This window comes from Fulvimarina thalattae, assembly GCF_040239565.1.
GTDB lineage: Bacteria > Pseudomonadota > Alphaproteobacteria > Rhizobiales > Rhizobiaceae > Fulvimarina.
In genome coordinates this window covers 138,118-152,675 of record NZ_JBEHWS010000010.1, presented here as the reverse complement: position 1 = coordinate 152,675, position 14,558 = coordinate 138,118, and the positions used below count along the sequence as shown (strand labels likewise).

Annotated in this window: 11 protein-coding genes; 2 read left to right on the top strand and 9 right to left on the bottom strand. The window is 57.4% G+C overall.

The genetic code is table 11. The features are described 5' to 3' along the window. On the bottom strand, positions 1-92 hold a 92-nt coding region (locus ABRA89_RS13965; RefSeq protein ID WP_349942112.1), incomplete at its 3' end, for a transposase. 74 nt (positions 93-166) lie between these two features. Between ABRA89_RS13965 and ABRA89_RS13960 the strand changes: the two genes are divergently transcribed. Further along, positions 167-424, top strand: coding sequence for a hypothetical protein (locus ABRA89_RS13960; protein ID WP_349942107.1), 258 nt, complete (start codon positions 167-169; stop codon positions 422-424). Next, on the top strand, positions 387-584 hold the full coding sequence (locus ABRA89_RS13955) for a hypothetical protein (protein WP_349942113.1): 198 nt from the start codon (positions 387-389) through the stop codon (positions 582-584). Before ABRA89_RS13960 ends, ABRA89_RS13955 begins: the two co-directional genes overlap by 38 nt. A 14-nt stretch (positions 585-598) precedes the next feature. Here ABRA89_RS13955 and brxL read toward each other — a convergent pair whose 3' ends face one another. From brxL to ABRA89_RS13915, 8 genes are read right to left on the bottom strand one after another with little or no spacing between them, the layout of a single operon-like run. Further along, on the bottom strand, positions 599-2,707 hold the full coding sequence (gene brxL / locus ABRA89_RS13950) for a BREX system Lon protease-like protein BrxL (RefSeq protein WP_349942106.1): 2,109 nt from the start codon (positions 2,705-2,707) through the stop codon (positions 599-601). Continuing rightward, on the bottom strand, positions 2,704-5,232 hold the full coding sequence (locus tag ABRA89_RS13945; protein WP_349942105.1) for a PglZ domain-containing protein: 2,529 nt from the start codon (positions 5,230-5,232) through the stop codon (positions 2,704-2,706). Before ABRA89_RS13945 ends, brxL begins: the two co-directional genes overlap by 4 nt. After that, the gene (locus ABRA89_RS13940) at positions 5,229-7,139 is read right to left on the bottom strand and encodes a BREX-1 system adenine-specific DNA-methyltransferase PglX (protein WP_349942104.1); all 1,911 of its coding nucleotides are present in this window, start codon (positions 7,137-7,139) and stop codon (positions 5,229-5,231) included. Before ABRA89_RS13940 ends, ABRA89_RS13945 begins: the two co-directional genes overlap by 4 nt. Further along, the gene (locus ABRA89_RS13935) at positions 7,136-9,025 is read right to left on the bottom strand and encodes an Eco57I restriction-modification methylase domain-containing protein (protein WP_349942103.1); all 1,890 of its coding nucleotides are present in this window, start codon (positions 9,023-9,025) and stop codon (positions 7,136-7,138) included. Before ABRA89_RS13935 ends, ABRA89_RS13940 begins: the two co-directional genes overlap by 4 nt. A gap of 2 nt (positions 9,026-9,027) precedes the next feature. Then, complete coding sequence (gene brxC / locus ABRA89_RS13930) at positions 9,028-12,657, bottom strand: BREX system P-loop protein BrxC (RefSeq protein ID WP_349942102.1); 3,630 nt, start codon at positions 12,655-12,657, stop codon at positions 9,028-9,030. A 24-nt stretch (positions 12,658-12,681) separates the two neighbouring features. Further along, complete coding sequence (locus ABRA89_RS13925; RefSeq protein WP_349942101.1) at positions 12,682-13,257, bottom strand: BREX protein BrxB domain-containing protein; 576 nt, start codon at positions 13,255-13,257, stop codon at positions 12,682-12,684. Continuing rightward, entirely contained in the window at positions 13,238-14,032 is a 795-nt protein-coding gene (locus ABRA89_RS13920) for a DUF1819 family protein (protein ID WP_349942100.1), read from the bottom strand. Before ABRA89_RS13920 ends, ABRA89_RS13925 begins: the two co-directional genes overlap by 20 nt. A gap of 2 nt (positions 14,033-14,034) precedes the next feature. Then, positions 14,035-14,538 carry a BrxE family protein gene (locus ABRA89_RS13915; RefSeq protein ID WP_349942099.1) on the bottom strand — a complete coding sequence of 168 codons (504 nt, stop codon included), beginning with the start codon at positions 14,536-14,538 and terminating at the stop codon, positions 14,035-14,037. Positions 14,539-14,558: the final 20 nt, after the last annotated feature.

Here is a 14,558-nt window from a genome sequence, read left to right as displayed (position 1 = left end):
TGTTTGCGGGCGATATCGGCGCTCTTCGCCCCAGCCTCCTGCTCCTTCAAAACGCCGATGATCTGTTCTTCAGAAAAACGCTTTCGCTTCATGTCGTCCGTCCTCAATGGGGAACGGACTCTAATCCAACGTGGAGGAAAAACTCAGTGGCAGGTCAGGGGCAACGATGATCGGCGGATTCATTGCCGCGCTCGCCGGATCGGCATGGGCGCGCACGGTGCTGCGATACGTGGCCATCGTCCCCGCCGTGCTCCTGTTCCTGCTTTCGCTTCGGCGGTCCGGCGAGCGAGCGGGACGCCTCGCCGAACGCCTTGAAACCTCGGAGAAGACCAATGACGTCCAGCGCCAGATGCTCGATGCCGCGGCTCGCCGTCCTCGGGATCGGGATGAGCTTGCTGGCCGCATGCGCGACGGCCACTTCTGAACTTCGCATGGCCACCGTCTGCCCGCCGGTTGTTGAGTATAGCCGCGAGTTCCAGGCGCGCGCCGCCGACGAGCTCGATCTGCTGCCGGAGGACTCCGCGATCGCGGAGATGCTGGCCAATTACAGCGTCATCCGGGACCAGGCTCGGGCGTGCCGCTGAATTTTGGCGAAAGATTATCCGATGCCATCTGTCTTGAAGATGTCGACTTTCGTCTCCAAACACTTCCGCAGGCTGAGATCATTGGCGCCGATCTCAAACCAGCTGCCGGGCCTCTGATAGAAATCAAGACCTCGACCGATTTTGATCACCCAGCCATTGTCAATACGAATTTCACGATCGTGCATATTCGGGTTCAGTTTCACGTCGAGCACAATATCCATCTCCAGCAAACTCTGCTTAAGGTCTTCGAGTTTCTCGGAAATTTCTGCAAACTGCGTCTTATCGTCATAACCTGTGATAAGCTGTATTGCCTTGATTGTGCTTGCCTTTAGGCAGGTTTCACAAAAACGGACGAAGTTCTGGATTTGGTGAGGCAAGCGAATATAGGGGTCCTCTATGACTACCGCCTTAGCGCCACGCAGATAGGACCCCATAATCGACTCATAGCTGTGGCCGGTGTCACCATAAAGAATCCTAAAATGCTTTTCTTCAAGATCTGATGTAGCAGGCCTTAATTCTATAGCACTACGGTCCAAAGACGGTTTGATAGTGCCGACTGGTTTCTCCGGTTCGGTCGTGTCGACGACATCAGCTTCTGAAGCGGCCTCGCTAACTGTCTTTTCTTCATTGAGAGGACGACGAGCCGGCTGTTGGGTCGCAATCGCATCCTTTGACTCTGGACAGAAAACGACGACTTCATCCCCGCTCTTCGCGTGATAAGACAGGTTTATCAGCGCAAATTCATCATCTGGCTTGCGCTTATTCATCTGTTCTTTAACGCGGCGCCGACATTCGACGGCATACGCAACGTATTCCTCAAATTGCTCGTCAGTAGCAGCTCCGTCTGGATGAAGAATTTTGAGAAATGCTGCTACCGTCTTTTTGATGCCCTTTTCGTCTCGCCCTTCGACTGCTCTTCCGAGCTTGATCCGACGATTGACCTCTTCATATCTGTTCGTGTGCTTGAACTGATAGTGGAAGGCCTCCGCAAGGTAATCGGTAATGAAGCCGTAACGGTTCGTGAGGAACTCGCTACTGTTTTTCGGCATTTCCCAGCCAGGGATGTAGGCGGCAAAACGATCCATCACTGCAAGATCAAATTCCGGGGGAAGCGGCTGGAAAAGATCGTACTCGGTAGAATTAACGACCTGCTGCACTGAAAGGTCGATGTTGCCGACGAAACTCAAGCTAGCGTCAGCGATTACCTCGGCCCCACGCGAGAAGCGCCCGTTGGCCATAAAGTCTTTCATGATCTGGATGGTGTCAGGATCGCGAATCTTGATCCCCCCCACCTCGTCGAACGCTACGGTATCCCAATAGCCAACGAGGCCAACCTTCCTCCGCGCGTTGTTGTAGAACAGTGTTGCCTTCGTGGCTTGACCTCCTGAAATTAGAGTGGCGTACGGCGAGAACTCGCTAAAAAAATACGACTTCCCGGTTCCTCGGGGGCCAAGTTCGATATAGTTGTAATTCGGCTCGACCAGTGGTGCTAGGCGAGCAACATAGTGCAACTTCACCCGCTCTGAGAGCTTGCCTGGCTCTAGCCCAACCGAACGCATGATAGTATCGAGCCACTCTTCTCGTGAGAAGGCTTTGCGGCCGTCTACATACTGGTCAAAATTGAAGCGTGATAGCTGGATTGGGCGAAGTTCTTCGATGTAGAAGGCGTAGTCGTCTTCCTCGATCGCGTTGTGGGCGAGTGTAACTTCCGCCCAAATCCCACCCTCCAGAAGGCGGTCGTTGTCGCGATAGAACTTCTCACCGACTGCTATGCGCTGAGAGTTGAAGTTCTCAAGCGACGCCCAGTGGCGCTTCTCTTTCTCGACATATCGCACATGCACTTTGTCGATGAATCTGTGCTTGCCCTTGGTCGCGACCTTCGACTGAGCCGCATTCGCCTCGTCGGGACGCACGTAGTTGTCTTGCAGCGTCGCAAGGACGGCTTCCATGCCTGCTTGAATCTCGGCCGGATCATCACTGGCACAGAAGCGGGCAAGCAAAAACTCCAACACAAACGTCGGAACATTCGTTCCCTTTTTAATTCGATGCAAAAGATCCTTGCGGACGACCTTGCCTTCAAAGGTCGAAGTAAGTTGCAGATCAAGTGCATCAAGTACGCTCATACTGTGTAGTCCGTTTCTAGCGCGAGGGCACTGAAGCTCGCGAGAGTTGTGGGATTAAGCGCCTTGACGGAAAACTTCCCTTCGAAATCAGGATCCATGCGCAGGGCGATCTGCTTGGTCTGTCCAGGCATGAGAGAAAGGGTGCGGGTGGCTGGGTTCACATCTGCACCTGGCCGAGGCTCACCTACGACATTGCCTTTGGCATCCTGCGCCTCGATAAGCACCTCGACCGCCACTCCTTGTGAGAACATATCGTCTGACCGGACCTGAATATCGATCACGGGTAGGCGCGTCGTGATGCGTTTGGCGCCTTTCCTGTAAGAAAGCTCTACGGTCATCTTCCCGGTAACGGCATTCTCTCCAGCATCTAGGCGCGCGACCAAAACGGGTACGACTGCCTCAACAAGTGAGGCGCCGCCATGAAAATAGAGATGTCCTGCGCGGTAAGGCGCCATGCTTCGCGGTAGCGCCACACGCGCAGCGTCCCCACGCATGCCAAGCTTTTCCGCGCTCATGACCGCATTGTGGGTATCCGCGTTTCCGTCACCGAGCATCATGCGATCGTGGGCATTGATCAGCCAGTTGCCCTGAGGTTTGACGCTCACGTCACCGGCTTCGGCCTGCGCATTCAAGAAGAAGCCGTGGTCGGTCACGATGACTGCCTCGTTGAACCCCATTCCACGGAGTTTATGCAGCGCCACGCGAATAAGCTTCAAAGTCCCCGGAATCAGACCCAGGGTGGTCTCCGGGTTGTTTTCGAGCTGGCTGTCGATCTCTGTCGAGCGCAGCACGAGAAGATCGACTGTTTCGGAGATCTTTGGCTTGCCGCGGACGAAATCGCTCAGTGGCATCTCGTGAAAGCGATCGCCCAGCCGCTTTCTCAGAACATCCATACGTTGGGGGACATTGCTGACGCGAACATCTCCCAGCTTCGGGACCAGGTCGCCAGCCTCGATGCTGAGTGACAGCGCCGATCGAGCGCCGGGGAGAAGACTCGCCATCCCGACCAGCGTGATCGTCGGCAGTTGCGCGTAGGCGGCCTGCAACTCTACTGGCCCGTCCTCGCCCAGCATCTTCTCCAGCGCCACGCCAAGCTCGTATCGCAGCGCATCGACCATCAGATATGCCACCTTTCGCCCGCTCTCCTTGAGGCGACCCGCAACCAGCTGATCGAAGACGTCGGCATTCGCCAGCCGCCCCTGGGGTGGCCAACCGACCGTTTCCAGGTGCTTCATGAAGGTGGATTGAACCTTCTCGCAAAGCCGTCGATAACGCGCGCGCGCCTGGTCAATCACCTCCTGCATAAGGCCATGGGCGTCCACAAAGTCTCCGACCGCCTGCTCGAATTCGCGCTGAAGGCGATCGACCTCACGCAGACTGCCTAGATAGTAGTCGATGAGGTTGGCCTGTGACCGCGCATGGTCGGGCAGCTGCCTGTCGTGGTCTTCACAGGCTTCCACAAGGCTTAGGCCGGCGCGCACGAGCTCCCACTGGGTCCGGCTTTCCCCTTTGCCGAGCCATATCGAGTTCCGTTGACGTGCCAACACTTTGCGGGTTGCGTCAGTGTCGTTCGTCGTGATGCCTTTAATCGCCGTCTTGAGGAACGTCCGCTCCTCGAACGGGAAAGTGTCTCGTTCGCCCAGATCGTCGATCGCCTGACAAAGGCTGGGCAAATCGAGGTCGCTTTCGATCGTTTCAGCCCGTTCGATGTAGGCGGTGCGGCTGTCGGGTGAGCTGCGCAGGCGGTCACAAACATCTTCGACGATCGGCCGCGCTTCATCGGGCGCGCGGGGTACGCCCAACAGGGCTTCTGGCAGCGGCACAGGTAGGTCGAAAGCGAACTCGCTGAAAAGCACATAGCGCCAAAGTTCGTCCGCAATGGCGTTCCAGGTCTTGCCCCTGGTCCTGAGGCTCAAGTCCAGCGTCGCTCTCAGAAACTCGCGGGCTTCATCGCTCCATCCTTCCTGCGCCTTTAGCGCTTCGGCCTGCGCGGCACTAGGGGAGAGCAAAGCACCGAGAATTTCCCGTCCGGATTCCACCTTCAGGGCGGCGCGCAACTGCGGCCAGCTGGCGCCTCCGCCAATCGCATCGATGACCGAGAAGGCAGGGCCCGAGGGCGAACCGGCGAACACACGCCGGACTTCGGTCGAATGATCGGGCTTCGCGCGCAGGCACAGGCTCTGATAATCGTCGCCGTCATCCCGCGGAAACACTGCGCCGCTGGCGGCATAGATCGTGAACGGATCGACCTGTTGGTCCTCCTCGGTCTCCGACCGCTTTTTGGGCACGTAGATGAGAACAGCGTCAAGATCGCTCTTTGGTCGGCCTACTTCACGCAGGGCTTCGATGGCCGCAAGTCGGCTCTCGATGCTACTCTCCGATGCGTCGACCACCCGGACCCGCTCGTCCTCAAGGCTGGCGCAAATTGCCTGATAGCGACGGTCTGGATCATACACGACCATGCAGCCTGCCTCGAGCAAGCGGGGGCGTAGGATCGTGTCGCGGATGAAGGCAGCGATGCTCATGCGTCACCCCGCTTCTTGCGGGCCTTCTTCGGCTGGGCTTCCGGCTCCACGAAAAGGTGCTCCAGGTCGTGGGCGATGGCGAGCGACTTGTCTGTCTTGCACTTCTCGCGCACGCGGTCCGGCCAGTAGGCCATGGCCAGGTGGGCCCAGTCGTAGTCGCCCTTTTCCAACTTTGCCCAGGTGTCCTTCAGGATCTTCTGCCAGGGCTTGTGGCGGAACAGCTGCCACAGGGGGGCGGCGGTGATCTGGACGCCGTCGTCATGGTTCGGGCGATAGCTCGGGGCGATCAGCAGCAGGGTGTCGCGCAGCTCGATCAGCTCCAGCTCGAGGGTCTGGAGTGCCTCGAACGCCTTCTCGTCTTCGCGAGAGCGGGCGGCGCCCTTGTCACGCAGCGTGGCGGTATCACGGCTGACCTGCTTCAGCTTTGGCTCCACGAAGTCGTTGACGGCGGAGTAGAGCGTCTGGCTGGTCAGGCTGGGGTAGTAGAGCCACAGCGTGTAGCTGCCTGAGGTGGTCGAGAGCGGCCAGTAGATCGGGGCCTTGCGGCGGCTCTTGCTGTATTGCTTCAGGTGCAGGGGGAAGAAGTCGCGCTGCAGCCAGCGGCGCACGTCGCCCGGCACATCCGCCTGGACGCGGGCGAGGACTTCTTCGATCAACCGGGGCAGGTCATGAGGGTGGCCCTGGTCGTCCACCAAGATGCCACTGTGAACATGGAACGGCGCGGCGCCGTCGGGCAGCATGCCTGGGCTTTTGGCGGGCAACGGGTCAAAGGGGTCTGGCTCGGGCGGCGCTGCGCGCTCGCCGGTGGCCAAGCGCCAGTCGAAACGGCCAAAGGCGACGCCAACGGCCCAGCTGAGCAGACCGTCAGTCTGGTCGACCGCTTCGGCGCCGTCGTCGTCTTCGCTTTCGCGCGCTTCCTCAACCCCGTCATCGTCGTCCATCGCACCAGATGACCCATGAGCTGCTGCGCGGTCTGCGTCGCTGAATCCATAGAGATCAAACGCGATTTCTTCTATCTCCGCCTGAATTGCGGCCAGTTCAGCTTGAATGGATGTTGGATCATAGTCTCCAAGTCGCTGACGCAGGGCATGCGGCAGGAGAAACGCATGAGATGTTTCGACGGTCGAGTCTAGGTTTCGTTTCCGTGACCAGCTACCGTTGGCGAGCGAGCCGAGCCTTACTGCAAGGCGTGGATCGGGCTTCGACCAGGGCATTACTTGTAGTATGCCAACAATAAACTCTGGGTATCCAAACCGCCCAAGAGCTGTCTTGTAAATATAGTCAAAAGCCAAGCTGTTGAAAATTGCCAAAGTCGCGGCTTCCTCTCCCTCTATTGGGAATGCGGAGTATCCCCGAACCGAGAATATGCATCCTCTCGGCATAGCTTGCGGAGAGAACCTGCTGGCGCGTAATGGCCAAGTGATGCCTGGTCGAAAGTAGAACTCGGTGCTTTTGATAATGCGCGACCAACCGGAGTTTCCGTACAGTGGGTCGGCCCATGCTTTCATTTCTCGTCCGTTTTTATACCAATTAACTCCGAGGTATAGATCAGAGTAGAATGGTGAGTGGCTTCCCCCCTTCGCAAAGGGGAACCAGCGCTTCTCGGTCATGTCGCGATTTACAGCCAGGGTCTCCCACCAGGCTCTTACGAACCGAAAGTCATCAGAGGTCTGAAGCCCTACTCGAACTGCTCGCCCTTCGGACTCGAACTTTGGATATGTGCCAAAGGTGTTTCGGACCGACTGGCTCACCCAATAAGCAAAGGGTGTGCCTGGAATTTTCTCAAACTCATTCGGATCGACATTGAAACAGTGATCATGGGTTTTGCCATTCCGGATCGCTAGGCAAGTCTCACGAAGCGCAATCGACTTCTCTTTCGCTTCGAAGAGGCGGATAAATTCAGTCATGCTGCCTTCTCAAATACATAAGCGGCTGCCTCAACCATGGCATCGTCCATAACTCCTAGTCCGAGGTCTGCCACTAATTCAGGGCTGGCACTTTTCAAGACGACTTCCTCTCGCCACGACTTGAAGCTGCTAAGGAAGAAGCATGTGCGCGAAGTGATTGCTCCAATTCGGGATCCGGGACGCATCATTTCCAATCCGCGCTCAACAAAGATTGCGAGCAAATCGTTCTTGCTGCGTGGGTATGCGCTGACCAACTGTTCTTTTGTTCCTGCCGAGAGCGTTCCAAAGGGCGGATTCATCACCACCACATCGAACGCCGCCCGGCAGTGATCGATCATCCGAAGGCCTTGAAGTGCATCCTCAGCGAACAATCGCCCCTGATAGGTGGACCGCGCCGCGCGGGCGAACTCGGTCAGGGCCTCTCGCAGTCGGGCCTCAGCCTTCTGCCACTGCGCCATGTCTTCTTTGCGGAAGAGGTCGCCATGCTCTCCGAACACCTGCCGCACAAGGGCAGGCAGCTCCTTTTCCACCTGCAGCAGCACGCCAAGCTCCGGCAGGCCCTTGAGCATGAACAGCGTCTGTTCGAACAGCTCGGCATCCAGGGGATCGAGCTCTTCCATGAACCGTTTGCGCAGGTCCACCTCGGCCGGGGGCGCCACCGCCGCCACCACATGGCCCTGACCCACCTGCGGCCGATCCTTGGCCTTCACCCCGGCTTCATGCCAGGCCCGCTGCGCGCGCAGCCACAGCGCCAGCGAAGCGATCTGCGCCGCCCGTGGGTCGATATCGACGCCATAGATGTTGTGCTCGATGATCAGCCGCGGCACGTCGCGCAGGAAGGCAACCTGGTCGGCATAGTTTTCTGACAAAGGCTTCAAATCAGGGCTGCCGCCGGTTGCCCGATCTAGCGCGTTCGGGCCATGGGCCTGCTCCCAATCCCATGCCTCGCGATAGATCTCCTGGAACAGATCGAAGGCGTAGAGCCCGAAGTGCATCGAGCCGCAGGCGGGGTCGAGCAGCTTGATCGTGCGCGGATCGCGCAGGCGCGGGGCGGGTTCGGGCTGCTCGTCCGGTTTCACCAGCAGGTATTGGCAGCGGTCGCGCAGCGCGGTCTGCCCACCCGTCCAGTTGAACCAGAGCCGCCCGAGCGTGTTGTCGACAAGGAATTCCACCACATAGCGCGGGGTGAAGAACTGGTTGCGCACCGCCAGTTCGCGGCTGTTGCGCGGCGCTTGCGAGGCCTCGCGCATCGCTCTGCGCTCTTCCTTCGAGTTGAAGTACTGGTAGATCCAGCCGATCGTCTCGTCCTCCGCCCAGAGCGGTTCGATCTCACCGTGGTTGATGAGCGCCAGAACCTGGAGGAGCGCGGCCTCACGCGGAAAGAGCCGCCCCTGGGGGGAGTAGCGGTCGAAGAGGCCGGACAGGTCGAGCGCGAACTCGTCGAAGACGCTTTTGAGGTAGACGCGATAGGCGTCGCCGGTTTCGCCCAAGCCCGTGCCGACCAGGCGGGCATAGAGCTGAAAGCCTTTGGCCTGGTAGCCATTGCCGACGGACTCGATCAGCAAGCCACGCGCCTCAGCCATGCGCAGCGCGGCCAGGCGGTTGAGGACGGTGAAGGCTTGTTCCCGCACGATCCGATCCAGACCCGCGTGCGTGTCGGTGTCGGAGTTGGCGCAATAGTGAGCCAGCGTGTTGCGCAGGATCCGCGCCGTTTCCCGCTGCTGGTCGTTGATGTGGCGGAGGCTTTCGAGCGGCGACGCAGTGCCCGAGACCGGGTCCAAGCCGTAATCGTTCTGCAGCTGCCGGGTGAATTCCTCCTCCAGCACGTGGCGCGCGTCGGTGACGAAGCGTTGCAGACGGTTGCGGGTGGTCTGATCAAAGGCCATCGTTATTCGTCTCCGCCGATGACAAACGAGACTTCGATCTCTTCATAGAGGGCGAGCTGGCTCTTGAGATCGTTCAGCCTGCCGATCAGCGCGTCGAGGTCTCGGGCCGAAGACAATTTTGACGGAACGGCGATGGAGCGGGCGAGCTTGGTGGCTCCTTCAGCTTTGTACTTGGCCGCTTCCTCGTCGAGCTCCTGGCGGATGCGCTCCTGCCGCTGCTTGTTAATCGATCGCTTGATGTCCTCGATCGTGGTGCTGATATCGTAGTCGCAAGCGAGCAATCTTTTTAGGCCTGCTAGATCCTGGGGAACTGCGATGGCTAGAGCCTCCAGGCGGCTGACGGCGTTCCCACGCTCTTCCTGGGTGAGCTCTGACCATTCAGGTAGACGCTGTAGATCCTCCACCCCCTCTTTGATCCGCAGCTTCTGCTGATCGGTGAGCGCTGCGACGGAGTCTCGAACCCGGCCTTTGACATGGGTGAGAAGTGAGTTGAAGTCTGCGACGTGCTTGTGGAAGTCGTCCTTCTTCAGCCGGTCTGAGAGCGACGCCAGGTCATCAGCTAGCTCCTTCCGAAGCTCACCGGGAATGCCTGTATCAGGGAGCGCCTCGATATTCTGCCGATGGGATTGAAGATCGCGCAACGTCCCATCAAGGCCGTTGTCGAGTGCCCGCTTCACCTCCAAGGCCCATTTCAGATTATCGAAAAGTGCGGAGGTATCCGCGCCGAGGCGCTGCGGGGCATCTGAGGCATCCGTGAACAGGACATCGGCCAGTTCTTGGTTCATCGCCTGGACGCGGTCGCTGCCAGCGAGCCCCAGCCCGATCAGCTTCTCTCCGAGCGATCCATACTCGTACTGAAAACGGGGGAAGTGCTTGGCGGCCGCCTTGCTGATCTCCTGTTCGAGGGGGATGACCGTGTCTCCGACCAATTCGGTCAACCGCTCGGCGGCGCGCCCCAAGGTCTCGATCGATGGCCGCTCGTCCCGAAGCGCCACACCAATCGGTTTGAACGAGTTGTTCGTCTTGAGCGCATCGATCGCCTGCTGACCTGCTGCGGTTACCTCGCGCCCCGAGACCTTCAGCTTGATCTCGCCTGCCATCAGCATCGCGGCGAGAATGTAACGCGTGGTGTCGGGCGACCAGCCGAAGGGGTCGCTGTTAAAGTCGTCCAGCAGTCGCTTTCCATCAACGGTTCCCCGCTTGTCGATGTAATCACGAATGCTGACCATTGCCTTGTGATCATTGCGGAAAGTGGCGCGCCCGGCGACGGAATGCACCAGGCTCAAAGGATCCAGAGCGCTGCTTATTGCAGAGGGGTTGGCGACCTTGAGAAACTTCTCCGCGGTATCAGTTGATGCACGAACAGGCGCCTCAGCGTAACGGTCGAAGACCTGTTCGGCGACATCTGAGAGAAGCTTCTTTGCCGCCTCCAGAAGATCGACATTCAGCGTAGAAACGGCCGTGGCTTGCCCCCGGAAAACGAAGGACCCTCCCTGCAGGGTCTGCTTGATCTTGCTCTGCAGCTGAGTGGCGAGCTTGGCAGCGCGATCCAACTGGCCTGAGCAATAATCCCTGACCTCCTGATCCGGTTCGTTGCGGTGCAGTTCGGCGATGCGCTGACTGCGGTAGATTTCGTTCGCGAGGTCATCCAACTCGGGGTTTGCCCGCGCCAACAGGCCGATGATGTTCCGACCATTCCGGCTGCGCGAGTCGTCGAGCATTCGGTTTCGCGCTACATCGTAGTCTGCAGGGGCCACGAGCTCGACGACCATCTGGACCGGATTCTGATCGCCGGCGAGACTGGTTAACGCGCTGCCTGTTTGCACCTTGAGGCCAGATGAGACGGCCAATGTCCCATGAAGGTTCACCCTCGGCAGGGGATCAAAAACGTCTCGCAAAGCGTCGTTGAAAGCCCGTCGAACATCCACCGAACGCAGTGCAAGAGCACCACGCTCCTGCTCGATGTCCCGAAGCTTTTCGCTGAGGAAGACGAGACTGCCATCCTTTTCAGTGCCCAAAGGTACGTCCAAGTCGGCGAGCAATTCGTCGACAGCTGTTTTCACCGCTTCAAGCTGGGAGGCCCCCGTTATGGAGGATTGCATCAAGCTCGCAACGTTCTGAACGGTGATCGGCAGGTTGCCGAGGATCTGCAAGACACCAATAGACTTGGCGACGTCCTGATGCAGCTCACCAAAGCCGCGATGCGTCAGGACCTTCCCAACAGCTTGATGAATCGACGGAAAAGCCCGCCGGATGTCCTTCTCTAGCTCATCATAGAGGGTGACAGTTGTGGCGAGCCAGCCAACCGGCTGGTCAGCCATCGCGATGGTCCCGCCCTCTCCTTTGAGAACATCCTGGACAACCTTAATGGCTGACCGAAGCCCGATGCCGCCGGTCGATTTTGCCAGGGCGCCGAGGAGGTGCAGAAGAATGTCAAAATGAGCAGGCAGGAAGGGATAGAGGTTGATGAACGTTTCACGATCAAAGTTCGCGTCGTAGTATTTAGCATCCTGCAGCTTGGTATTGTGGCGAAGCGCCTGTCCGTGCGCATCGAACAACTGCCCCAATGCCTCTTCGCCTGCGGGGGACTTTCCCAGGAGGCGGCGGTAGCAGATCTCTTTGATATCGCTCGATTCAAGGTCGATCTGGATCGGGAACCGATCCTTGAGCTTATACAGCTTGTCAGAATTTAAGGCTGCTCGCGGATCATCCTCGGTGAGGGTCTGCTGAGCGGTTGATACAATCCAGACCTTGCCGTCGCCAAGTCGCTTGAGGTTCTTGGCCAAGCCATCGAGATTCAGGATCAAGTTGTCACGCGACGCGACATACTGGCCGACCTCATCGATGATGAAGATGATGTTTTCTTTGCCGCTCTTAGTGCGGACAATATCGATCATCTCCTCGACACGTTGATCTTCGAACTGGAAAAAACCTTCGGTGCTCGATGAAAACGACTTCACTTCCGGGAATAGACCCGGATACATCTCATGAGCAATCTTCGGGATCAGCCCATCGATCGCAAGCGGGTTATTTTGGACACGTTCCCAAGTGGCGCCTGGCAGAGCTTCCCCCACACGCCGATGTAACTCAGGTGTGCGATCGTCCTTCTCGACCATACGTTCGAAGGCAGCAACCTTGAGATTGCGCGAGTAACCGGCCCATTGAAGAACCTTAAAGTAGAGAACCGTGGACACATCTTCCATGGTTGCTCCGGCCAGCATCTCGCTTGCCAGGTCGAGCAGCACAACCGCCGCCGGGAAACGCTGTGCAACCGTGCCAAGCAGCGCTTTGGTTTGCGGCTTATGCAGACGATCTTGCAGATGCTTGATAAATGGGGTTCCGTCGATCGTGCGCTGGCTGTCGAACGCGAGACCCAGATATTTGGTGAACGAGCTCTTGCCTGATCCATAAAAGCCAGACACCCAGACGCCTATCTCATTTTCACCGCCAGACTCCATGGCAAGCTGCATGCGGTCGAGGAGCTTGCGAAACTGCTCTTCAATGCTGTCTGTAACGACATACTCGGAGATTTCCGAACGAAGCCGCTCCTCCTGGGCAGCGCCATAGGTAATTACCTTCTCAATATTCCGATAAATATCCTTGGACGGATCAAACAGTTTCCGAATGCTCACAGCTTATCCTCCCAAGTCTCTGATTTATCCGCCAACGTGGACGGAACGGTAGTTTCCGTCTTCTGGATAGAAGCCCATAAATTTGAGCCGCGTCTTCCCAGTTCGCGTTCCCGGGTAAAAGAAAACTGTCGGCACGTTGAATTTTCCTTGCAGCTGACTTTCAATAGCCCCAATGCGCAGAAACGGATGCAGCGCCTCAAGATCCGTCACCAGGAGCAGCGCATTTGAGTTGCCTTCTAGAGCCCTTAGGGCATCCTCCAATGCGCGAAGTAAGCCCCCACCCGAGGTCACGATGTCGGCTAGTGCTTTATTTGTGCGCGGCCAATCCAGCGGGGCGGCCTTGTCCTCTTTTAAACAAAGCGGCCAGAAAGGATCGTCCATAAGGAGACGCCACAAGTTTTCTGCGATAGAGAAACTATGAACATCCCAACCTTCCTGATGGAGTTTTGCCACCCAAGCAGGCGTTTGGCGTTTTACCTCGAGGATTTGCTCCGGCGAAAAAATCAGATAGTAAATCGGCTCGAAGCTTGCGTGACCGAGCTCACGGCCGCTCCGAATGCGCTCGCGCAATTCATCAAAATCAGGCCTGAGCGAGGACATCGCAAAGCGCCTCCATATTTGGTTGCTTCCAGCCAATCCGGACAACATCGCCTGCTGCCTGAACAATCAGAACGCCTTTGAGTGAGAGCCTCTTCAGCTCTTCCAACACGTCCTGTCGCTCCAACCCGAACAGCTGCCAGTCGGGGTGCTCTAGAATTGCATTGTCGGCGATTTTTGAGAAATGCAGGTCATGGGCGAGATATGCGGCCGTAATGCTTGAAATTCGTAGCGCCAAAATTTGCCTGTTTGATTTTGCGCCACGCTCAAGCAGGCCGTAGTCTGCACAGCACCCTGTGAGGTAGGCTGACACTCTTCTGATCGTAGATTCCGACCAACGTTTATGTGTCTTACCGTCGTCTACAGCCCTCTCTACAAAAACGCGCGCATCCAGATTCGATATCTCCGAGTACCCACCAGAATAGCGGGGCCAATAAACTTCTCGAATAAAATCACCCAGGATTGGATTTGCACGGCTTGTAAAGATCATCATGAGCTGAGATAGGTCATTGCTCGATACAGATCCGACTAATTTCTTTAAGTCATCTGCCGGGACACGCCCCGCCTCGGCGATGAGGTATCGGGGGGCGAAGCACTCGGCGACGACATTTCGAAGACGGCGAGCCGTGACATTAGGGAACCGGCCGGATTGCAACGCTTCCTGATAAAGCTCGGATGCGGACTTTCCTGGCAACCACAATTCCAACAATGCCTTTGTCTCATTGACGAGCCCCAGGCCGGCCTGCAATTGGGTGGTATATTTCTTGTCGGCGACCATGATTATTTCACTAAATAGGGAAATGAAGGGACGCCGGATATAAATGCAGAGTGGTATATTGCGGCCAGTTTCTGAATATGGGTTTTGATGTCCTCTACTTTTCCGATTGATACAGGTCCTTCGACGTTAAGCTTAGAATCACTTGCTACGTTGCGAAGGTCATCAAGGGCGACTGATTTGTCCTGACAAAATCCCGCTGAAAAAAGATGCTCTTGCTCAGCCTGCAATAGCGCGTGAAGGTCTTGCTCCATCTCTTCGGGGAGGCGAAAAAGATGAAAGGAGCCGACGCTAAGGTGCTCGTCATGGACTCGCCGCGCAGCCTCGATAACCCCATGATATTGGGCGAGCCGAGTCGTTTTGGGGAAAACTGGCTCGAGGAATGGACGCCCCGATACCTCGTAGAAAGCGGTTGGCCACCAGCCGAACTGCGCTCGCTCTCCCAGAAAGCCTACAAGCAATCGAGCTTTAAGTAGAGACACGAGTGAAGGTGCGAAGCCTATGACCATTTGTTTCGCTCTTCTTGGAA

Bases quoted from the DNA above. Each gene is read 5' to 3' on its own strand.
- ABRA89_RS13945 (WP_349942105.1), bottom strand. From the start codon at position 5,232: ATGAGCATCGCTGCCTTCATCCGCGACACGATCCTACGCCCCCGCTTG.
- brxL (WP_349942106.1), bottom strand. From the start codon at position 2,707: ATGAGCGTACTTGATGCACTTGATCTGCAACTTACTTCGACCTTTGAA.
- ABRA89_RS13955 (WP_349942113.1), top strand. From the start codon at position 387: ATGAGCTTGCTGGCCGCATGCGCGACGGCCACTTCTGAACTTCGCATG.
- ABRA89_RS13940 (WP_349942104.1), bottom strand. From the start codon at position 7,139: ATGACTGAATTTATCCGCCTCTTCGAAGCGAAAGAGAAGTCGATTGCG.
- ABRA89_RS13960 (WP_349942107.1), top strand. From the start codon at position 167: ATGATCGGCGGATTCATTGCCGCGCTCGCCGGATCGGCATGGGCGCGC.
- ABRA89_RS13935 (WP_349942103.1), bottom strand. From the start codon at position 9,025: ATGGCCTTTGATCAGACCACCCGCAACCGTCTGCAACGCTTCGTCACC.
- ABRA89_RS13915 (WP_349942099.1), bottom strand. From the start codon at position 14,538: ATGGTCATAGGCTTCGCACCTTCACTCGTGTCTCTACTTAAAGCTCGA.
- ABRA89_RS13925 (WP_349942101.1), bottom strand. From the start codon at position 13,257: ATGTCCTCGCTCAGGCCTGATTTTGATGAATTGCGCGAGCGCATTCGG.
- ABRA89_RS13920 (WP_349942100.1), bottom strand. From the start codon at position 14,032: ATGGTCGCCGACAAGAAATATACCACCCAATTGCAGGCCGGCCTGGGG.